The following is a 19781-nucleotide window of genomic DNA, read 5'->3' on the forward strand; positions in this document are numbered from 1 at the left end:
GACAGGAGTCCGGCCAATCCCAGTACAGACAAGGACGCCCCATGAACGCCGTACAATTTGACCGGGTCAGTCGCCACTATGGCGAGGTGAGGCGGTCGACGACATCTCTTTCCAGATCCCCTCCGGGGAATTCTTTACCCTGCTGGGGCCGAGCGGTTCCGGCAAGACCACCTGCCTGCGGATGATCGCGGGCTTTGAGTACCCGAGCGACGGGGAGATCCGCCTGTTTGGCGAACCCTGCTCCACCGTGCCCCCCTACGATCGCAACCTCAATACCGTGTTTCAGGACTACGCCCTGTTTCCCAACATGGATGTGCGCGACAACATCGGCTATGGCCTGATGCTCAAGGGGGTCGCCAAGGCACAGCGTTACCGCAAGGTGGACGAGATGCTGGAGCTGGTGCGACTGCCTGGGGTCGGCAAGCGCCGCCCAAGCCAGCTCTCCGGCGGCCAGCGCCAGCGCATCGCCATCGCCCGGGCGCTTATCAACCAGCCACGCATCCTGCTGCTGGATGAACCGCTGGGGGCCCTCGATCTCAAGCTGCGCGAGCAGATGCAGCTGGAGCTCAAGGCGCTGCAACGCCAGCTGGGCATCACCTTTATCTTCGTCACCCACGATCAGCAGGAGGCGCTCTCCATGAGCGACCGGATCTGCATCTTCAGTCAGGGCAAGATCGAGCAGATTGCCGCCCCCGATACCATCTACGACGCCCCAGCGACGCCGTTTGTGGCCCGCTTCGTCGGTACCGTCAATCTGTTCGAAGGGGAGCAGGCCAGACGACTGTGCGGTGACGGCAGCCAGATGATGGTGCGCCCGGAGCGGATCCGGCTCGCTGAGGCGGGCGCGCCGGGCTGGTCGGGGGAGATCCGCGAGGTGGAGTATCTGGGCCCCTTCGTCCGTTATCGGGTTGATCTCGGGGAGCAGCTCGAGATCATCGTCAATCACCCCAACGAGGGGCAGGCCCGTCTGGCCCGTGGCTGCAGGGTCAGCCTCAGCTGGCCGGAGCAGGCCATCCATCGCCTGAGCGGCGCCCATCAGGGGGCGCAGCCATGAGTGCCCCTCACAGTGCGAGTCTTGCCATGAACCATCAGCCCGAACCTGCCCGTTTCAGGCCGCTGCGGCGCCTCTCGACCCTGCTCTATGGTCGGCCCGGCCTGCTGCTGGCGATCCTGCTGGGGCCGCCGCTGCTGTGGCTCGGCATCATCTATGTCGGCTCCTTGCTGATGCTGCTCTCCAACTCCCTGTTCGGGCTGGACGAGTTCAGCGGTCAGGTGCGCCACGAGCTGGGGCTGCAAAACTTCGTCGCCCTGCTGCGACCGGAGAATCTGGATGTGATCGGCCGCACCGTCGGCATGTCGCTGCTGGTGACCCTGGCCTGCGCCCTGCTCGGTTTTCCGGTTGCCTACTACATGGCACGCTACACCAGTGGCAAGACCCGGGCGCTGTTCTATGTGGGGATCATGCTGCCGCTCTGGTCCAGCTATCTGGTGCGGGTCTACGCCTGGAAGCTGATCTTGGCCAAGGAGGGGGTAGTGAGCTGGCTGGCGGACAGCATGGGGTTGGAGTGGCTGCTCGATGCCATCCTCTCCCTGCCGGTGATCGGTGGCCCGTCGCTCTCCTTCTCGCGGCTCGGCACCTTTGTCGTGTTCGTCTATGTCTGGCTGCCCTTCATGATCCTGCCCATTCAGGCGGCGGTGGAGCGTATACCACGATCCCTGCTGGAGGCGAGCAGCGATCTGGGGGCGACACCCGCCCAGACCTTTCGCAACCTGATCCTGCCGCTGGCGTTGCCCGGTGTGGTGGCGGGCTCCATCTTCACCTTCTCGCTGACCCTCGGTGATTACATCATCCCCGGCATCATCGGCAACTCGACCATGTATATCGGTCAGGTGGTCTACATGCAGCAGGGGACGGCGGGCAACTTGCCCTTTGCCGCCGCCTTCTCGCTGGTGCCGATCCTTATCATCGCCATCTATCTGGCGATTGCGAAACGACTGGGGGCTTTTGATGCGCTTTGAATCAATCGCTTTGAACCGGCAGCAAGGAGGCCGTCATGTCAGCTAGCTCAATGAGCCGTCAGGGAGAGCGCCCTTCGGGCCTGCTCAAGTACGCCGCCATCGGTGGCCTTCTGTTCCTGCACTTTCCCATTCTGTTTATCTTCCTCTACGCCTTCACCAGCGAGAGCAAGAGTTACCAGTTTCCGCCTCCCGGGCTCACCCTCAAGTGGTTCGAGGTGACCCTCAATCGCCCCGATGTGTGGCGCGCCATCCAGCTGTCGCTGGAGGTTGCTGGGCTGGCGACGTTGGCAGCCATGATCCTCGGCACCTTGGCGGCAGGGGCCATTGCCCGCAGCCGCTTCTTCGGTCAGGAGGTGGTGTCGCTCTTGCTGGTGCTGCCCATCGCGCTGCCCGGTATCGTCACCGGTATCGCGCTGCGCTCGGCCTACGGCCTGATGGAGATCCCGTTCAGCTTCTGGACCATCGTTATCGGCCACGCCACCTTCTGTGTGGTGGTGGTCTACAACAATGCGCTGGCCCGTTTTCGCCGCACCAACCAGAGCCTCATCGAGGCGTCGATGGATCTCGGGGCCGACGGCTTCCAGACCCTGCGCTACGTGATCCTGCCCAATCTGGCCACGGCGCTGCTGGCGGGGGGCATGCTGGCCTTTGCCCTGAGCTTTGACGAAGTGATCGTCACCACCTTTACGGCGGGCCAGCAGACCACCCTGCCCATCTGGATGTATCAGGAGCTGATCCGTCCCCGTGACAGGCCGGTCACCAACGTGGTGGCCCTCATCATAGTGGCCTTCACCACTATCCCTATTTTGCTTGCCTACTACCTCACTCGCGACACCCATGATGTCGCTGGCAGTGGCAAATGATGACTCAACGCGTGCGCAAGGATGCAACCATGAAACTCTCTACCCAACTCTTGATTGATGGCCAGTTTGTGACCGGCGAGGGGCAGGCTGAACCCATTCTCAACCCGGCCAACGGCGAACAGATCGCCGCCGTGCCCGAAGCCTCGTTCGAACAGGTGAACCGGGCTGTGAACGGTGCCCAGCGCGCCTTCGCCCAGTGGAGCCGCACCACCCCGGCAAGCCGCAGCAACCTGCTGCTGCGTCTGGCGGATCTCGTTGAGCGCCACGCCGAGGAGTTTGCGGCGCTCGAATCCCTCAACTGCGGCAAACCCTATCTGGCGGTGCTCAATGACGAGCTGCCTGCGGTGGTGGACTGCTTCCGCTTCTTTGCCGGGGCGGCCCGCTGTCTGCAAGGGCCGCTGGCGGGGGAGTATCTCGAGGGGCACACCAGCATGATCCGCCGCGACCCCATAGGTGTTGTGGGCAGTATCGCCCCCTGGAACTACCCGCTGATGATGGCGGCCTGGAAGATGGCGCCGGTGCTGGCGGCGGGCAATACGGTGGTGCTCAAACCCTCCGAGCAGACCCCGCTCACCGCCTTGCGTCTTGCCGAACTGGCCAGCGAGATCTTCCCCCGCGGCGTTATCAACGTCATCTGCGGGCGGGGGGAAAGCGTGGGGGCACCGCTGGTGGAGCACCCGCTGGTACGGATGGTGTCGCTCACCGGTGATATCGCCACCGGCCAGAAGATCCTGCAAAGCGCCGCCCGCACCATGAAGCGCACCCACCTTGAGCTGGGGGGCAAGGCACCGGTGATCATCTTCGACGATGCTGATCTGGAGGCGGTGGTAGCGGGCATTCGCACCTTCGGCTTCTACAATGCAGGGCAAGATTGCACCGCCGCCTGCCGTATCTATGCCCAGGGCAAGATCTACGACAAGTTTGTCGCCGCCATGACCGATGCGGTGGCCTCCATCAAGGTGGGAAGTCAGTACGAGGAGGGTGTGGAGATGGGGCCGCTTATCTCGGACAGACAGCGCAACCGGGTCGCCAGCTTTGTCGAGCGGGCCCAGAGCAGCGGTCATGTGGAGGTGACGGCGGGGGGCAAAATCCGTCCCGGCAACGGCTTCTTCTTCGAGCCGACCCTGATTGTCGGGGCCCGGCAGGAGGATGAGATCGTGCGCCGCGAGGTGTTTGGCCCCGTGGTGTCGGTGACCCGTTTCAACGACGCCGAGCAGGTGGTGCAGTGGGCCAACGACTCGGACTATGGCCTCGCCTCGTCGGTCTGGACCAAGGATTTGAGCCTCGCCAGCAAGGTGGCCAGCCACTTGCAATATGGCTGCACCTGGATCAACACCCACTTCATGCTCACCTCCGAGATGCCCCACGGCGGCATGAAGATGTCGGGCTACGGCAAGGATCTCTCCCTCTATGCGCTGGAGGATTACACTGTGCCGCGCCATATCATGGTCAAGCTGTAGTGGGGATTGGTTAGCGGGTTGTCACAATTTATTTACAACTGTTTCAGGCAGCCGACTCATGGGTCGGCTGCTTTTTTTGTTGCCATTTCGTTACATTGAAGCCGTGATGAAACGGCAAGGCGCCTGATGTGGCGCCAGAGGATGGAACCGCTATGGCAACCTTCTACACCGCCCACCAGCCGGATGCTGACGGGGTGATCCACTACAGCAACGAAGAGCATGGCACCTGGCAGATCCTGATCGAACGTCAGTTCGCCGCTCTTGCTGGCAAGGGGGGTGACGAGTATCTGGCCGGTCTCGACAGGCTGGGGCTGCCCCGTGATCGCATCCCCCAGCTGGCCGAGATCAACGCCGTCTTGCAGCCTGCGACCGGCTGGTCGGTGGCGGCGGTGCCTGCGCTTATCTCGTTCGATCGCTTCTTCGCCCTGCTGGCCAATCGCCAGTTTCCGGTGGCGACCTTTATCCGGCGCCGGGACGAGCTCGACTACCTGCAAGAGCCCGATATCTTTCACGAGATCTTCGGCCACTGCGCCATGCTGACCAATCCGGCCTTTGCCCACTTCACCCACCTCTACGGTCAGTTGGGGCAGCAGGCGAGCAAGGAGCAGCGGGTCTTTCTGGCGCGGCTCTACTGGTTCACCGTGGAGTTTGGCCTGCTGGCGACACCTGACGGGCTGCGTATCTACGGCGGCGGCATTCTCTCCTCCATCGGCGAGACCGCCTATGCCCTTTCCGGGAAGCCGCTGCTGCAACCCTTCGATCTACTGACCGTGCTGCGCACCCCCTATCGCATCGACATCATGCAGCCCACCTATTTTGTGCTGCCGAGTCTCGATCATCTCTACCAGTTGACCGGGGAGGAGATCATGGCTGCTCTGGCCGAGGCCAGTCGGCTTGGCCTCTATCCACCACGTTTTGAGGTTCCCGCTGGCAAACAGGCGAGCTGACCAAAAGCAAACAACCCTATTTCATTGTCATTAATTTTTCATTAATTCAAGCAGGAGTAACCCATGTCCGAACTGGCCAGCCAACAGTGTGAAGCGTGTCGCGCCGATGCCCCCAAGGTGAGCGATGAGGAGCTGCGCGAGCTGATGCAGCTTATTCCCGACTGGCAGCCGCTGGTGGAGGAGGGGGCGCTGCAACTGCGGCGGGAATTTACGTTTCGCAACTTCAAGGAAGCGCTGGCCTTTACCAACCGCCTAGGGGAGCTGGCGGAAGCGGAGTTCCATCATCCGGCCATCCTGACCGAGTGGGGGAAGGTGACCGTCAGCTGGTGGACCCACAAGATCGGCGGATTACACCGCAACGACTTTATCATGGCTGCACGCACGGATGAGCTGCTGAAGTGAACGCCACCACTCATCGAGTGAGCGATATGGTGACCGTCAGCTGGTGGATACATAAGATCGGCGGTTTGCACCGCAACGACTTCATCATGGCGGCGCGCACCGATCAGTTGCTCCGGTAATCGCACCCCACACCAGCGTCATCGGTTGACCCGGGCCTGCCTGCGAAAGCGGGGCAGGCCCGCATTTTTATGGGCTGGCGCTCGCACTGGGGGGATCGAGACTGTATTATCCGCTCATTCATAGAGTTAGCTAGGAAGTGTGTCCCGAATGCGTCTTGAAGTCAGCTGTGAAGACCGCCTGGGCCTGACCCGGGAACTGCTCGACCGCTTGGTGGAGCACAATATCGATCTGCGCGGCATCGAAATCGATACCTCAGGCATCATCTATCTCAACTTTCCCGAGCTGGAGTTCAGTGATTTTCAGCACCTGATGCCGGAGATCCGCCGCATTCCCGGCGTCCACGACGTCAAGACCATCCCTTACATGCCTTCCGAGCGAGAGCACCACGAGATCGAGGCGCTGCTCAAGGCGCTGCCGGATCTGGTCTTCTCCCTCGACAGCAAGGGCAAGGTGACCCAGGCCAACCAGTCGGCCCTCACCACCCTCGGCTTGCCGGTGGAGGAGGTGCGCGGCGTGGCGCTTGGTTCGCTGGTCAAGGGTTTTTCCTTCACCCGCTGGCTGGAGGCGAGTGAGATCAAGCCGCAGACCTGCAAGCTCAGTTTCAATGGCGAAGAGTATCTGGCAGATCTGATGCCGCTGTTCGTGGCAGAAGCCCGCGGCAAGCAGGCGCTAGCCGGTGCCGTGGTGGTGCTCAAATCTGCCCGGCGGGTCGGCCTGCACTTCAGCGCGCTCCATGCGGTGGAAGTGGGGGGCTTCGAGCATCTGCAGGCCGAGAGTCCCAAGATGAAAGAGGTGCTGTCGCAAGCGCGCAAACTGGCGATGCAGGACGCGCCGCTGCTGATTGTCGGTGAGACCGGTACCGGCAAGGAGCTGCTGGCCCGTGCCTGTCACGGGGCCAGCCTGCGCTCCAGCCACCCCTTTATGGCCCTCAACTGCGCCGCCATGCCCGATAACGTGGCCGAGAGCGAGCTGTTTGGTTATGCCCCCGGCGCCTTTGGCAACAACACCGAGGGCAAGCGCGGCGTGCTGGAACTGGCGAGCGGCGGCACCCTGATGCTGGACGAGATCGGCGACATGTCTCCCCATCTGCAGACCAAGTTTTTGCGGGTGTTGCAGGATGGGGTATTCCGCCGGGTCGGTGACGAGCAGGAGGTGAAGGTCAACGTGCGTTTCATCTGCACCACCCAGAAGCAGTTGCTGGATCTGGTGCACGAAGGAACCTTCCGCGAGGATCTCTACTATCGCCTCAACGTGCTCAGTCTGGCGCTGCCCCCCCTGCGCGAGCGCAAGGCAGACATCATGGTGCTGGCCCAGCAGTTTGTCTCCCGCTTTGCCAGCGAGTTGCAGCGACCCCGTCCGCGCTTTACCCGCAACATGGCCGACTACCTGACCGCCTACCGCTGGCCGGGCAACGTGCGTCAGCTGCGCAACTGTCTCTACCGTGCCATGACCCTGCTGGAAGGGGATGAGCTGGGGCCCGAGCAGATCGACCTGCCGGTGGCGGCCGATACCATGCCGCTGATCGACGAGTGGTTTGAGGGGAATCTCGACGATGCGGTGAAGCGCTTCGAGAGCCAGCTGCTGGCCCGGCTCTATCCCGCCTTCCCATCGACGCGCCAGCTGGCCAAACGCCTGGGCGTGTCGCATACCGCCATCGCCAACAAGCTGCGGGAATACGGCATCAGCAAGAAGTGATTTCCGTCTTGTTGCCTGCCACCTGAGAGCCCGTTACCAGACGGGCTCTCCGTTTTCTTTACACGAACTCGGTAGATGATGGCGGGGTGAGACTTGTCAGGCCAGTGTCAGCCAACTTACTATCTGGGTTCATCTACCCGAACCGCAATGCCATAGCAGCGGTATTGTCAAGGCGACTACCTCCCGATCATGCTGTTACTCTTTTCCCTTCGTTTAACTGCCCGTCTGGCGCTCCTGTTGGTTGCGTTTGGCCTGCTGTTGCCCCGCGCGCTGGCGGAAACGGCCGCAGAGAGCCGGGCGACGGCGGTCAGGGAGCTGGTGCTCGATATCATGAGTTACACCCGCTGGCCCACCGAGCCTGCGGTGCTGCGTATGTGCGTGGCGGCGCCGACCGAATATGCCGGCGCCCTCTTTACCATCGATCGTCAGGCCAATGGCCGTACCGTGCAGGTCCATCGTTACGAGGCGAGCGATCCGGCCATCAGCGATCACTGCGATGTGCTCTATCTGGGGGTACTCGACGAGCCGACCCGGATTGCGCTGTTTGCCCGCCTGCAGGGGCACCCTGTGCTCAGCATCAGCGAATATAACCACGACTGCTCCACCAGCTCGGTATTCTGCCTGCAGACCTCGCCGGACAGCGTGCGGGTGCGGTTTAAAGTGAACCTCGATGCCTTGGCCCTGAGCGGCGTGCGGGTGCATCCCGCGGTGCTCAAGCTGGCCCATGCCGACAAGGGGGTCCCATGAGACGACAGGTGAGCGCGGCTCCCCGCCGTCTGACCCTGCGTCAGAGCCTGGGGCGAACCCATCTGGTGGCCGCCATTACAGCCGTCAGCGTGGCAGGACTCTTTTTTACTCTGGTGGCCCTGCTGGTAGTGCGTTTTTACGCCGACCACAATCTGGAGCTGGTAGCCCGCGCCATCAGCTACAGCGCAGAGGCGGCGGTGGTGTTCCACGATGAGGAGGCGGCGAGCGAGGCGCTCAGTGGCATCGTTGCCAAGGAAGAGGTGGCCCAAGCCACTATCGTGCTGACCAATGGCCAGCTGCTCGCCAGTTGGGAGCGCCCCAGAAGCAACCCGCTGGTGACGCTCGAAGACTATCTGGCCCAACTGCTGATGCCGGGGCCAGTCAAACTCCCCATGCTGCGGGGTGGTGAGCAGATCGCCACCATCGAGCTGCGCGGCCACGGTGAATATCTGTTGCTGTTTTTGCTCTCGGCGCTGCTGGTGATGGTGGTTTGTCTGATGCTGAGCGCCATGGTGGCACTCTATGTGGCTGACCGGATGCAGGTCTCCATCACCGCACCGCTGCGCAAACTGGCACTTGTCGCCCACTCGGTACGCCGACAGCGCACCTTGGGGATGCGGGCGCCACCAGCCGATATCGTCGAGATTAACGAGCTGGGGGATGACTTCAACTCCCTGCTGGACGAGCTGCAAGCCTGGCAGGCCCAGCAGGCCCGCGAAAATGCCAGCCTGCTCCATCAGGCGACTCACGATGCCCTCACCGGACTGCCCAATCGCGCTCTGTTTGAAGCGCGGCTCGCGCAGGCCATCTCCCTCGGCGAGCAAGAGGGGTTTGCGCTGCTCTATCTCGACTGCGATCGTTTCAAGCAAATTAATGACACGCTGGGGCACAACGCCGGTGACGATGTGCTGATCGCGCTCTCAAGACGGGTGCAACATCAGCTGCGTCCGGATGATCTGGTGTTTCGCCTCGGTGGTGACGAGTTTGCGGTGCTGGTTGGTCCACTCCAGCGACAGCATGAGGTGGAAGAGGTGATTGGCCGCATCCAGCAGGCGATGAGCGAACCGGTGGCGCTGCGTGACGGTCGTCAGCTGGTGGCTGGGGTGAGTGTCGGCTTCGCCGTCTATCAGGCGGGTATGAGTGCCAGCGTGCTGTGTGATCAGGCCGATGCAGCCATGTATCTGGCGAAACGGGCGCGCCGCAGCGAACAGCAAACCATCGCCTGACTGGCAAGAATAACAACATAAACAAGGAGCAAACCATGAAGATCACCCACCTGTTGAAAGTGACCCTGCTGGGGTTGATGTTGTCGCTGCTGGCCGGTTGTCAGAGCGCGCCCAAGGGGTTGACCCCGGAGCAGATCGCCGTGCTCAAGGAGCAGGGCTTTTATCTGACCGATGAGGGGTGGACGCTGGATCTGGCCAACCGGGTGCTGTTTGCCAACAACGTGGGGGCGCTCAATCCCCAGACTCGCCAATCCGTTGAAAAACTCGGTAAAACACTGCTTGGCGTAGGGTTGGACAAGGCGCGGGTGGATGGCCACACCGACAATACCGGCGAGAGCAGCTACAACCAGCAGCTCTCCCTGAAGCGGGCCCAGTCGGTGGCCGATGTGCTGGTCTCGGTCGGCATGAAGCCAGCCAATCTGGAGATCCATGGCCGTGGCGAGACCATGCCGCTGGCGGATAACAAGACCAGAGAGGGCCGGGCCGCCAACCGCCGGGTTGCCATCGTCATCAGCGATCAATAACCCTTTCATCGTTTCGTTACCCATAAAAAAAGAGCGCCCGACCGGCGCTCTTTTTGATCGCGACAGCTGGGGTCGCGAGGGCATGTGGGGGCAGGGTTACTGCGCGCTATTTTGCCCGTTATTGTCGTGATGACTGCGCAGGCGGATGTTGATCATCTCCACCACCAGCGAGAAGGCCATGGCGAAGTAGATGTAGCCCTTCGGAATATGCAGGTCCATCCCCTCGGCCATCAGGGCGAAACCCACCAGGGTGAGGAAGGAGAGGGCCAGCATCTTGATGGTGGGGTGGCTGTCGACGAAATCACCGATGGATTTGGCGGCAAACATCATGATAAAGACGGCGATCATGATGGCCAGCACCATCACCGGCACGTGATCGGCCATACCGACTGCGGTGATCACCGAGTCGAGGCTGAACACGATATCGAGGATGGCGATCTGGATCAGGGTGCTGATAAAGCCCGAGGCCGCTTTGCTGACGCTCTCCGGCTCGGCCGCCCCTTCCAGGGTGACGTGGATCTCGTGAGCACTCTTGCCGATGAGGAACAGGCCCCCCAGCAGCAGGATCAGGTCGCGGCCGGAGATGGCTTCACCCAGCACGGTGAAGAGCGGATCGGTGAGGCGCATCACCCAGGCCAGCGAGAGCAACAGCAGGATCCGGGTACCCATGGCGAGCCCCAGACCCAGAATACGCGCTTTTTGACGCTGCGCCTCCGGCAGGCGACCGACCAGGATGGAGATAAAGATGATGTTGTCGATGCCCAGCACGATCTCGAGCAGGGTAAGGGTGGCGAGTGCGACCCAGGCAGAGGGATCAAGAACCCATTCCAGCATGATTGAACCTTGGTTGAAAATTGGTTGGAAAATTGAAGCAGCGCATTCTAGCAGGGGCGCCACTGCTTGTCCCAGAGGGGGGAAAAGATAAAAATAGTGGCCATCGCAAGGGAGGCAGGCATGTTTCGATTAGGGTTCATTATTAATCCGGTCGCCGGGATTGGCGGCGCAGTGGGGCTCAAGGGCAGTGACGGCGTGGTAGCCGAGGCGCTTGCTCGTGGTGCCGTGCCCAAAGCGCAGGAGCGGGCGCGGCAAGCCTTGTTGCCACTGTGCGAGCTGAGCGTCCCGTTCGAACTGCTGACGGTGGCGGGAGAGATGGGGGAGACGGTAGCCCGATCTCTGGGACTACCCTGTCGGGTCATCTATCAACCGGCCGGGGAGAGTACCTCGGCCGGTGATACCCGCCACGCTGCCGGGCTGATGCGCGAAGCCGGGGTCGATCTGCTGCTGTTTGCCGGTGGCGATGGCACGGCGCGGGATATCTGCGCCGCGGTGGGGGAGTCCTGCCATGTGCTCGGCATTCCCGCGGGGTGCAAGATCCACTCCGGCGTCTACGGGGTGACGCCCGCTGCAAGCGGGCGGGTGGTGGCGCGGATGATCGCAGGGGAACTGCTCAGCCTGATCGATGCCGAGGTGCGCGACATCGACGAGGAGGCGTTTCGCGCGGGCAAGGTGCGGGCCCGCCACTACGGCCAGCTGAAGGTGCCCGGTGATCTGCGTTACGTACAAGCGGTAAAACAGGGGGGCAAGGAGTCCGAAGAGCTGGTGCTGGCGGATCTCGCCGCCGGTGTGGTGGAGCAGATGGAGCCCGATACCCTCTATCTGATGGGCTCCGGCAGCACGGTGGCAGCCTGTATGGCTGAGCTCGGTCTGGAAAATACTTTGCTCGGTGTGGATCTGGTGGAAAATGGCCGACTTATCGGGCAGGATCTCAGCGCCGCCGAGATCCTGACCCGGATCCGCGGCCGTCGCTGCCGACTGATCATTACCCTGATAGGCGGACAGGGACATCTGTTCGGGCGCGGAAATCAGCAATTGAGTCCTGAGGTGATTCGGTGTGTCGGGCTGGAGAATATCCAGGTGCTGGCAACCAAAGCCAAGCTTGCCGCCCTTGCGGGCAGGCCGCTGCTGGTGGACACCGATGATCCCGAATTAAACCGGGCGTTGCGTGGTTATCTGCGAATAACCACGGGATACAAGGATCAGGTCATCTACCCGGTGGCCAACCCGGAATAGGACGCCAAGGACGCTGCTGGCCTGGCGCCAGAGAGCTGCAATCAACCGGATTGCGGTTCCATACCCCCGAATTTTTTGCCGCAAATGAGGCTGCGTTACATGACGATTCACGATTTTGAGCACAAGTTGTTGGGACTGATCGACAGCATGGTTGCCACCGCGACCGACGATGAGCTGTTTGCGGGGGGTTACCTGCGAGGTCATATCTCATTGGCCGTTGCCCGGGCCGAGCTGGAAGGCAAGACCCTGGTGCGGGACGTCAAGAGCTATGTGCTGCGCAGCCTCAACGAGGCGATCTTGCAAGGTGAGCTTTCTGAAGAGGATGAAAAACTGGTGCAGGCGATGTGGAGTCGTTTGCAACAAGATGCAGAAGCTTGATCGGATACACAATTCAAACTGAAGTTTGAGTTTATCCTTCCCCTGAAGTTAGTGAAAGGTTAATAATAAGTTTCGCCTTTTGTTTCAGGGATTAAACTATGGCCTCCTCCTCACGCATTGCCAATAAACTGCCGCTCGAGATGCTCTATCACTGGGAGCGGCAGTGTCCTGATCGAACCTACCTGCGTCAAACGATCAACCGCGAATATGTCGATTTCACCTGGGGTGAAGTGGCCGATGAAGCGCGGCGGATGGTGACGGCCTTGCGTCACCTCGGTCTGATGGCCGGTGACAAGGTGGCGCTGCTCTCCAAGAACTGCGCCCAGTGGTTTATCGCCGATCTGGCGATGCAGATGGGGCAGTATGTGAGCGTGCCCATCTACCCGACTGCCAACGTCGACACCATCGAATATGTGCTGCGCCACAGCGAGGCCAAGGCGATCTTCGTCGGCAAGCTGGATGACTGGAAGAGTCAGGAGGCGGGCGTACCCGCCGATCTGCTGCGTATCGCCTTCCCCTACGACACCATGCCGGCCAGCCACCAGTGGGATGACCTGCTGGAGGCGCACGAGCCGATCCCTGACAGCCCGGTGCAGGCCTCTGACTCCCTGCTGAGTCTTGTCTACACCTCCGGCAGCACCGGCAAGCCGAAAGGGGCCATGCTGAGCGTCGAGCGCTACGCCTGGTCGTGCGAGAAGCTGGTGGAGACGGTGAGCCTGAGCCAGGCCGATCGGGGCTTCTCCTACCTGCCGCTGGCCCACATTACCGAGCGGGTCTACATCTACGGCGGTAGTCTCTATGGCGGCGCTACCATCGCGTTCCCTGAATCCCTCGACACCTTTATCGAAGATGTTAAACGCTGCCGTCCCACCGTCTTTATCTCGGTGCCACGGCTGTGGGCCATGTTCCGCATCAAGATCCACGAGAAGCTGCCCCAGAACAAACTGGCGTTGCTGCTCAAGATCCCGCTTATCTCCGGTCTTATCAAACGCAAGCTACAAAAGGGATTGGGGCTGGATCAGGCCCGGGTACTCGGCTGCGGCTCCGCGCCTGTCTCCCCTGCGCTGCTTGAGTGGTATCTGAGCATTGGCCTCAAGGTGACGGAAGCCTGGGGCATGACCGAGAACCACGCCTACTCCACCATCAACTACCCATTCCGCGCCGACAAGATCGGCACCGTCGGCAAGGCGGGGATCGGGGTGACGATCAAGATCTCCGACGAGGGGGAGATCCTTTGCCGCTGCGAAGGGATGATGCTGGGTTACTACAAGGATCCCGAGCACAGTGCCGAGGCCATCGATGCCGAGGGGTGGCTCCACACCGGCGATATGGGCAAGCTGGACAAGGAGGGTTATCTCACCATCACCGGCCGGATGAAGGATGTGTTCAAGACCGCCAAGGGCAAGTATGTGGCGCCGGTGCCCATCGAGGGGCTGCTGGGGCAGGAGCCCATTATCGAACAGCTCTGCGTGATTGGTTACGGCATGCCCCAGCCCATTGCGCTGGTGCAGCTGGCCGAGAGTGCCATGAAGGGCAATCGGGAGGAGGTCAACGCCAGACTGGAAGCGGCGCGGGTACGGGTCAACGATCAGCTGGAATCTCATGCCAAAATTCGCGGCATTCTGGTAGTGAAGACTCCCTGGAATATCGAGAACTGCGTGCTGACTCCCACCATGAAGATCAAGCGTCACCTGCTGGAGCAAAAGTACGCCCAGGTCGGGGATCGCTGGCTCTCATCCCAAGTGGTGGTGTGGGAGGAGTAAATCCCATTTTTCCATAGCGCGACAAACAACAACGGCCCTTGATGGGCCGTTGTTGTGTTTGGGGCATTTCACTCGCCGCTGTTTTGTCGGCGAGTAAAAGCGCGCCCGGTTAGATCTGCGCCAGCGCGGCGGCCAGATCGGCGATCAGATCGTCCGCATCTTCCACCCCGATGCTGAAGCGGATGAGGTCGTCGTTGACCCCGGCGGCGAGGCGGCTCGCCTCGTCCATGGCGGCGTGGGTGGTACTGGCCGGATGGCAAGCGAGACTCTCGAGATCCCCCAGACTCACCGCCTGCACGAATAGCTGCAGGTTATCGAGCAGGGTGGCGCAGCGCTCAAACCCGCCTTCAAGTTCAATACTCACCATGCCGCCAAAGCCGCTGGCGAAGGCGCTGAGAGCATCGTGGCCTGGATGGTTGGCAAGCCCCGGGTAGATCACCTTCTTCACCGCCGGATGTGCCGCCAGAAACTCGGCCACTTTCTGGGCATTGTGCAGGTGGGCATCCATCCGCAGCGGCAGGGTCTTGACCCCACGCTGCAGCAGGTATGCCTCCTGCGGGCCGATGGGGGAGCCGATATGCTTGAGGGCCACGGTGCGGATCGATTTCATCAGGGCGTGAGAGCCCGCCACCACCCCGGCGATGATGTCGCCGTGGCCGCCCAGATATTTGGTGCCGCTGTGCATCACCACGTCGACCCCAAGTTCCAGCGGACGCAGCAGGTAGGGGGTGAGGAAGGTGTTGTCACATACCGTAATGGCGCCCACCTTGCGGGCCGCTTCCACCACCAGCCGCGGATCCACCACCTTGAGGGTGGGGTTGGTCAGGGTTTCGAACAGTACCACCTTGGTAGCAGGGCGGATGTTGGCCAGCAGATCCCGATCGCTCTCGTAAGCGGTGATCTTGATACCGGCGCGGCTGAAGGTCTGCTTGAGGAACGCATCGGTGCCGCCGTAGAGCGGGCCGATATAAGCCACCTCATCGCCGCTGTCGGCCAGGGCATACATGATGGCGCTCACCGCCGCCATGCCGCTCGCCACCACCAGCGCTTCGTCGGCCCCTTCCAGCGCCGCCAGTTTCTGCTCCAGCTCGGCAGTGGTGGGGTTGCCAAAGCGGCTGTAGATAAAGCCGGGGGCCTGACCTGCGAAACGATCCTTGCCCGCTTGAGCGTTGAAGTAGCTGAAGGTGCTGCTCTGGTAGAGCGGGGTGGTGAGGGCGCCGGTCTGGGGGTCGATCCGTTGGCCGCTGTGTACGCTCATGGTCTTGAATTTCATCGTGTTGCTCCGTGATGGCCAGGCTCTGGCCATGACTTGTTTTGTTGTTCGTTGCCTGTTGTTTTTGTCAGCGCGGGTATGTGCATGCGGCTTGTGGCTCATGCATATACCCACCTGTGGATCTCTGCGTTGCTTAGGCCGGTACCGCTTCGCTTTCAGTGCGCGGGAGGCGAGCGGGTTCCCCATAGTGGCGGGCCGCCACATCCGGGTGGGAGCGCAGCCGCCCTTTCAGCACGTTCTCCCCCACCTGATTAAAGAGCGGGTTGGTCGGGTCGCTCTCCGGCCCTTGCGCCTGCGCTGCCAGCGCGGGGGAGAGGGTGAGCAGTGGCACGGTGGCATCGAGCCGCGCCGCCATAAAGAAGGCGCAGGATAGGCGCGAGACACCGGGCGGCGGGCTTACCACCCGATGCAGGGTCGCCTTGAGATAGCCGTTGGAGGCCAGCTCCAGCAGCTCGCCGATATTGACCACCAGCGCTCCCGGAAGGGGGGGGGCGGAGATCCAGCCGTCGGCCGTCTCGACCTCAAGCCCCGAGTGATTATCCTGCATCACCAGCGTCAGGTAGCCGGGATCCTTGTGGGCGCCGACCCCCTGACTGCTGCCACCCGCCTCTTGCCCCGGGTAGTGAATCAGCTTCATATGCTGATAGGGGGCGCCGCGAATACTGTCGTCAAACACGTTGGCCGGTTGCTCCAGCACCTCGGCGAAGGCAGCGAGCAGGGTGAGGGTGATGTCGCTCAGCCGCTCCTGCCACGCCAGCAGATGGCCTTTCATCTCGGGAAAAGTAGTCGGCCACTGGTTGGGGCCGATCAGCCGCTGCCAGGGTTCACGGACCAGGGCCGCAGGCAGAACCTGGGCCTCATTCATGATATCGAATTGCTCCCGCAGATCCGGCCGCTGGCGCGTTAGCTCGGCACCGACCCGGTTGTAGCCGCGAAAGTGGGGGCTGTTGACCATCTGCACCGCCAGCTTCTCCTGCTCCGGCAGAGCAAAGAAGCGCTCTGCCAGCGCCAGGGTCTCTAGCATCTCAACCTTGCTCAAGCCGTGGCCGACCAGATAGAAAAAGCCCACATCGCGGGCGGCCGCGGCCAGCCTGGCCAGCATAGGGCGACGCACCTCGGGCGCCCCCTTGAGGGCAGCCAGATCGATGATCGGCAGTGGTGAATGTTCCATGTGCACCTCCTCACTCTTTCGTTATCTCTGGCGCCATCTCTTGCACTGCCTCCGCTGTTGGCAGACCTGATAAGCGGCAAACGGGATGGCGCGACAGTGTGGCGCCATCTGGGATAAAGGGGATGCTACTGTTCGGTGTTATAAGACGGAAACAACAAATTATTCTTAGTTATATACAAAATTCGAAATGGAATTCGGCGCCTGATGGGCTGAAGGTTTTTTGCGCAGCCATTGCGGGGTAAAGGGGCAACGATGAGGGAGAGAGTGATAACCAGAGGCAAGCTGCCAGCGGCAAAAATGACCAAAACAGAAAATGGCCAAAACAGAAGAGAGGCGGATGCCTCCCTTCTGGTTGAGCGGTTTTTCACCTGACCGAAAGCACAGGCGAGTGACCGCGTATTCTGGCCTTAACCGCCTGTTGGCTCTCAGTAACCCAGGGTAAAGCGCTGGCGCTGGTGAGCCGGTTTTTCCACCTCGTTCAGCACGCCATCGGCCAGATCACCGGCGGTGATCCCGGCAGGCTGTTCGCCGCTGAACAGCACCTGATCGCCACCAATCCGATAGCCGCCTCGCTTCTCGCCCGGTTCGAGGAACACCGGGGGAGAGACAAAGCGCCAGTCGAGGGTGGTTTCACGACGCAGGGCGGTAAGACCGTCGCGGGCCGCCAGTGCCCCCTGTTTCCACTCGGCCGGAAACTCAGGGGTATCCACCAGTTGCACGCCGGGGGCAACCTCCAGACTGCCGGCGCCACCTACTACCAGCAGCCAGCTGTTGGCCGCTTTGGCTGCTGCGACGATCGCGTTGGCGCCCTTGAGGTACTGGTCGTAGATATCCGGTGTGCTCCAGCCCGGGTTGTAGGCGCTGATCACCCGATCGTGCCCCTTGAGCACCTCGGCCAATGCCTGCGGGTTTTGGGCATCCACCGCCACGGCGGTGACCTGCGGATGGGCGGCCACCTTGCTGACATCGCGGACGATGGCGGTGACATGATGGCCGCGGCTGATAGCCTCGTTCAGGATGGCTGAGCCGACAAAACCGCTGGCACCGATCAGGGCAATCTTCATGGGGAACTCTCCTTCACTGTTGGAATGGGGCTATCCTACGCCGCCATTTATGATTTAATAATCACCTCAAAAATGTATTCACTTATAAGCTGGATTTAATAATGGAACAGCTCAGACGTTACGCCATCTTCGCCGCCGTGGTGGAAGCGGGCAGCATGACAGGGGCGGCCAAATCCCTTGGCATGACCCCCTCCGCCGTCAGTCAGCATATCAGCCAGCTCGAAAGCCTGCTCGGACTGCTCCTGCTCCATCGCTCCACCCGTCGTCTCAGTCTGACCGAGGCGGGAGAGGTGGTGTGGCAAGGGTGTCGGGCGTTGCAGCAGACTCTGAGCGAGACCGAGCTGCGCCTCTCGGAGGTGCGCGACGCTCTGCTCGGGGAAGTGCGGATCACTGCCCCGGTGGGGATGGCGGGCCAGCCGCTGGCTCTGGCCCTCTCACCGCTGCTGCAGGCCCACCCCGGCCTCACCATCCAGATCATCGCCGACGACGAGAAACGGGATCTCATTGCCGAGCGGATCGACGTGGCATTGCGGGTCGGCACCTTGCCCGACTCAACCCTGGTGGCCCGCAAGCTGGGCCAGACCCGGATGTTGCTCTGCGCCGCCCCCGCCTATCTGGCGCGCAAGGGAGCGCCGCGCATGCCCGACGATCTGGCGACTCACGACTGGCTTTGCGGCGACATGCTGGGCAACGGTTTGCTGCTGCTTGACGAGAAGGGGGGCGAGCATAGAGTGAGGTTCAAGGCCAAGGTGCTCTGCAATAACGTGTTGCCCCTGCGCCAGTTTGCGCTGGCGGGGCAGGGGATCTCGCTGCAACCGGAGGGGGAGATTGGCGAGGATCTGGCGCAGGGGCGTCTGCTCGAACTGCTGCCCGGTTTTCGGGTGCAGCCGATGGAGATCCACGCCATCACGCCGCAGCGGGAGATCCCGGAGAAGGTGCGGCGGGTGGTGGAGGCGCTGCGCAGCTATTTCGGCACGACGATGTCGTCATGAGCTGCGCCTTAATGGTTGAGAAAAGGCGCCCGATTATCCTGAAGGGGGATTATCCATAAGGCGGTTTGTCGAGAAAGGCGATAGCCCGGATGAGGAGATGGGCATGCTTGACTGTTAAGCATACTTAAAACGAACTAACGGCCCGCACCTGATCTTTGAGCCAATTAAGCCCGGTATCCTGACCGGAGCTCTTGTGCCAACTCATGTAGACGGGGCAATCCTCCGAGAGCCAGGGGAGGGGATAGCTGGCCAGATCCAGCGCTTGCCCCAGCTTCTCCATATGCCACTGGCTGGCGACGCAGAGCCAGTCGGTACGACTCACCAGATGAAGGGCGGTGAGCAGAGAGTCGCTCTCGTAGGCAATCTGGCGCGGCGGCAGCGGCGCCTTGGTCAGGGTGTTGAGCAGCAAGCTGTCGAGCCGCCTGGTTTGCAATACCACGTGTTTTTCGTTGAAGAAGGTGGCCATGTCGGGGGCTTGGCGGATCCTGGGGTGATCCTTGCGGCAGGCGATGCGCAGGGCCTGGGACATGATCTGCTCGTTTTCGATCCCCTGCTCCGCCATCGGCTTGGTGGCCAGCACCAGATCCACGCTGTGCAGATAGAGGCTGTTCTGGCGCAGGGCTTCGTCCTGCACCTGGGTGTTCCACTCCAGCTGACAGTTGGGGGCTTGGGTCTGCAGCAGGTTGTTGAGCTCCGGCAGGAAGAAGATATCGATATCGGGCACCCCCGCGATACGAAAGGTGCGGCGACTGGTCTGGGGATCAAAGAGATCGGTGCGCTGCAGGCTGCGCTCCATGTCGTGCAGCGGCACCATGATCTCGTGGTGCAGACTGAGCGCTCGCGCCGTGGGGGTGATGCCGCGCCCCTGGCGGACAAACAGCGGCTCGCCCACCAGGGTAGTCAGGCGGCTGATGGCCTGACTGATGGCCGAGGGGGTCATCTCCATCATCTCGGCGGCCGTGGTGACACCACCATAGCGGATCACCGCATCGAGGACGCGAAAGAGATTGAGATCGACTTGAGACATGGTGGCTACCGTTAAGCATGATTAAACAGTTAACATACTG

19 protein-coding genes and 1 pseudogene are annotated in these 19781 nt (G+C 61.7%); 15 read left to right on the top strand and 5 right to left on the bottom strand.

What is annotated here, in order from left to right:
* The first annotated feature begins 41 nt into the window (after positions 1–41).
* From ACTG20_RS11020 to ACTG20_RS11070, 11 genes and pseudogenes are all read left to right on the top strand, one after another.
* Positions 42–1054, top strand: a pseudogene (locus tag ACTG20_RS11020) (ABC transporter ATP-binding protein).
* Positions 1051–2019 (top strand): ABC transporter permease, encoded by a 969-nt coding sequence (locus tag ACTG20_RS11025; protein WP_194496110.1) that lies wholly within the window; start codon positions 1051–1053, stop codon positions 2017–2019. Before ACTG20_RS11020 ends, ACTG20_RS11025 begins: the two are co-directional and overlap by 4 nt.
* A gap of 35 nt (positions 2020–2054) precedes the next feature.
* Positions 2055–2882 (top strand): ABC transporter permease, encoded by an 828-nt coding sequence (locus ACTG20_RS11030; RefSeq protein ID WP_019444920.1) that lies wholly within the window; start codon positions 2055–2057, stop codon positions 2880–2882.
* 29 nt (positions 2883–2911) lie between these two features.
* A complete protein-coding gene (locus ACTG20_RS11035) occupies positions 2912–4342 on the top strand; it encodes a gamma-aminobutyraldehyde dehydrogenase (protein WP_040069353.1) in 1431 nt (476 codons plus the stop codon).
* A 152-nt stretch (positions 4343–4494) separates the two neighbouring features.
* Complete coding sequence (gene phhA, locus ACTG20_RS11040) at positions 4495–5289, top strand: phenylalanine 4-monooxygenase (protein WP_194496111.1); 795 nt, start codon at positions 4495–4497, stop codon at positions 5287–5289.
* Between the two features lie 63 nt (positions 5290–5352).
* Positions 5353–5691 carry a 4a-hydroxytetrahydrobiopterin dehydratase gene (locus ACTG20_RS11045; RefSeq protein ID WP_019444917.1) on the top strand — a complete coding sequence of 113 codons (339 nt, stop codon included), beginning with the start codon at positions 5353–5355 and terminating at the stop codon, positions 5689–5691.
* Positions 5688–5810 (top strand): 4a-hydroxytetrahydrobiopterin dehydratase, encoded by a 123-nt coding sequence (locus ACTG20_RS11050; RefSeq protein WP_320628420.1) that lies wholly within the window; start codon positions 5688–5690, stop codon positions 5808–5810. The genes ACTG20_RS11045 and ACTG20_RS11050 overlap by 4 nt, the downstream gene beginning before the upstream one ends.
* A 148-nt stretch (positions 5811–5958) precedes the next feature.
* Complete coding sequence (gene tyrR / locus ACTG20_RS11055) at positions 5959–7506, top strand: transcriptional regulator TyrR (protein ID WP_194496112.1); 1548 nt, start codon at positions 5959–5961, stop codon at positions 7504–7506.
* A gap of 189 nt (positions 7507–7695) precedes the next feature.
* A complete protein-coding gene (locus ACTG20_RS11060) occupies positions 7696–8253 on the top strand; it encodes a YfiR family protein (RefSeq protein WP_139463091.1) in 558 nt (185 codons plus the stop codon).
* Entirely contained in the window at positions 8250–9479 is a 1230-nt protein-coding gene (locus ACTG20_RS11065; protein ID WP_026034875.1) for a diguanylate cyclase domain-containing protein, read from the top strand. Before ACTG20_RS11060 ends, ACTG20_RS11065 begins: the two co-directional genes overlap by 4 nt.
* A gap of 35 nt (positions 9480–9514) precedes the next feature.
* Positions 9515–10003, top strand: coding sequence for an OmpA family protein (locus ACTG20_RS11070; protein WP_005333642.1), 489 nt, complete (start codon positions 9515–9517; stop codon positions 10001–10003).
* 96 nt (positions 10004–10099) lie between these two features.
* On the opposite strand, the gene ACTG20_RS11075 is transcribed toward ACTG20_RS11070, so the two are convergent.
* Positions 10100–10837: a TerC family protein gene (locus tag ACTG20_RS11075; RefSeq protein WP_005333641.1), complete on the bottom strand. Its 738-nt coding sequence runs from the start codon at positions 10835–10837 to the stop codon at positions 10100–10102.
* A 120-nt stretch (positions 10838–10957) separates the two neighbouring features.
* On the opposite strand from ACTG20_RS11075, the gene ACTG20_RS11080 reads away from it, so the two are divergent.
* From ACTG20_RS11080 to ACTG20_RS11090, 3 genes are all read left to right on the top strand, one after another.
* Positions 10958–12073 (top strand): ATP-NAD kinase family protein, encoded by a 1116-nt coding sequence (locus tag ACTG20_RS11080; RefSeq protein ID WP_194496113.1) that lies wholly within the window; start codon positions 10958–10960, stop codon positions 12071–12073.
* Positions 12074–12172: 99 nt separating this feature from the next.
* Positions 12173–12451, top strand: coding sequence for a YfcL family protein (locus tag ACTG20_RS11085; RefSeq protein ID WP_005333639.1), 279 nt, complete (start codon positions 12173–12175; stop codon positions 12449–12451).
* Between the two features lie 98 nt (positions 12452–12549).
* Positions 12550–14214 (top strand): AMP-binding protein, encoded by a 1665-nt coding sequence (locus ACTG20_RS11090; RefSeq protein WP_439987646.1) that lies wholly within the window; start codon positions 12550–12552, stop codon positions 14212–14214.
* Between the two features lie 109 nt (positions 14215–14323).
* Here ACTG20_RS11090 and ACTG20_RS11095 read toward each other — a convergent pair whose 3' ends face one another.
* The 3 genes from ACTG20_RS11095 to ACTG20_RS11105 form a co-directional block, all read right to left on the bottom strand.
* On the bottom strand, positions 14324–15487 hold the full coding sequence (locus ACTG20_RS11095) for a trans-sulfuration enzyme family protein (protein WP_139494229.1): 1164 nt from the start codon (positions 15485–15487) through the stop codon (positions 14324–14326).
* Positions 15488–15620: 133 nt separating this feature from the next.
* Entirely contained in the window at positions 15621–16658 is a 1038-nt protein-coding gene (locus tag ACTG20_RS11100) for an isopenicillin N synthase family dioxygenase (RefSeq protein ID WP_194496115.1), read from the bottom strand.
* 425 nt (positions 16659–17083) lie between these two features.
* Positions 17084–17722 (bottom strand): NAD(P)-dependent oxidoreductase, encoded by a 639-nt coding sequence (locus ACTG20_RS11105; RefSeq protein WP_043824628.1) that lies wholly within the window; start codon positions 17720–17722, stop codon positions 17084–17086.
* Between the two features lie 101 nt (positions 17723–17823).
* Here ACTG20_RS11105 and ACTG20_RS11110 point away from each other — a divergent pair, with 101 nt between their 5' ends.
* Positions 17824–18714: a LysR family transcriptional regulator gene (locus ACTG20_RS11110; RefSeq protein ID WP_194496116.1), complete on the top strand. Its 891-nt coding sequence runs from the start codon at positions 17824–17826 to the stop codon at positions 18712–18714.
* Positions 18715–18838: 124 nt separating this feature from the next.
* Here the strand turns inward: ACTG20_RS11110 and ACTG20_RS11115 are convergent, their stop codons facing one another.
* Entirely contained in the window at positions 18839–19741 is a 903-nt protein-coding gene (locus ACTG20_RS11115) for a LysR family transcriptional regulator (protein WP_005352600.1), read from the bottom strand.
* Positions 19742–19781 lie beyond the last annotated feature (40 nt).

Source organism: Aeromonas sp. 84A (assembly GCF_051919345.1).
GTDB classification, from domain to species: domain Bacteria; phylum Pseudomonadota; class Gammaproteobacteria; order Enterobacterales; family Aeromonadaceae; genus Aeromonas; species Aeromonas veronii.

Excerpts from the sequence above, each read along its gene's own strand:
- ACTG20_RS11030 (WP_019444920.1), top strand. The coding sequence starts at position 2,055 with ATGTCAGCTAGCTCAATGAGCCGTCAGGGAGAGCGCCCTTCGGGCCTG.
- ACTG20_RS11060 (WP_139463091.1), top strand. The coding sequence starts at position 7,696 with ATGCTGTTACTCTTTTCCCTTCGTTTAACTGCCCGTCTGGCGCTCCTG.
- ACTG20_RS11115 (WP_005352600.1), bottom strand. The coding sequence starts at position 19,741 with ATGTCTCAAGTCGATCTCAATCTCTTTCGCGTCCTCGATGCGGTGATC.
- tyrR (WP_194496112.1), top strand. The coding sequence starts at position 5,959 with ATGCGTCTTGAAGTCAGCTGTGAAGACCGCCTGGGCCTGACCCGGGAA.
- ACTG20_RS11095 (WP_139494229.1), bottom strand. The coding sequence starts at position 15,487 with ATGAAATTCAAGACCATGAGCGTACACAGCGGCCAACGGATCGACCCC.
- ACTG20_RS11090 (WP_439987646.1), top strand. The coding sequence starts at position 12,550 with ATGGCCTCCTCCTCACGCATTGCCAATAAACTGCCGCTCGAGATGCTC.
- ACTG20_RS11025 (WP_194496110.1), top strand. The coding sequence starts at position 1,051 with ATGAGTGCCCCTCACAGTGCGAGTCTTGCCATGAACCATCAGCCCGAA.
- phhA (WP_194496111.1), top strand. The coding sequence starts at position 4,495 with ATGGCAACCTTCTACACCGCCCACCAGCCGGATGCTGACGGGGTGATC.
- ACTG20_RS11035 (WP_040069353.1), top strand. The coding sequence starts at position 2,912 with ATGAAACTCTCTACCCAACTCTTGATTGATGGCCAGTTTGTGACCGGC.
- ACTG20_RS11110 (WP_194496116.1), top strand. The coding sequence starts at position 17,824 with ATGGAACAGCTCAGACGTTACGCCATCTTCGCCGCCGTGGTGGAAGCG.
- ACTG20_RS11100 (WP_194496115.1), bottom strand. The coding sequence starts at position 16,658 with ATGGAACATTCACCACTGCCGATCATCGATCTGGCTGCCCTCAAGGGG.
- ACTG20_RS11065 (WP_026034875.1), top strand. The coding sequence starts at position 8,250 with ATGAGACGACAGGTGAGCGCGGCTCCCCGCCGTCTGACCCTGCGTCAG.
- ACTG20_RS11085 (WP_005333639.1), top strand. The coding sequence starts at position 12,173 with ATGACGATTCACGATTTTGAGCACAAGTTGTTGGGACTGATCGACAGC.
- ACTG20_RS11105 (WP_043824628.1), bottom strand. The coding sequence starts at position 17,722 with ATGAAGATTGCCCTGATCGGTGCCAGCGGTTTTGTCGGCTCAGCCATC.
- ACTG20_RS11080 (WP_194496113.1), top strand. The coding sequence starts at position 10,958 with ATGTTTCGATTAGGGTTCATTATTAATCCGGTCGCCGGGATTGGCGGC.
- ACTG20_RS11075 (WP_005333641.1), bottom strand. The coding sequence starts at position 10,837 with ATGCTGGAATGGGTTCTTGATCCCTCTGCCTGGGTCGCACTCGCCACC.
- ACTG20_RS11045 (WP_019444917.1), top strand. The coding sequence starts at position 5,353 with ATGTCCGAACTGGCCAGCCAACAGTGTGAAGCGTGTCGCGCCGATGCC.
- ACTG20_RS11070 (WP_005333642.1), top strand. The coding sequence starts at position 9,515 with ATGAAGATCACCCACCTGTTGAAAGTGACCCTGCTGGGGTTGATGTTG.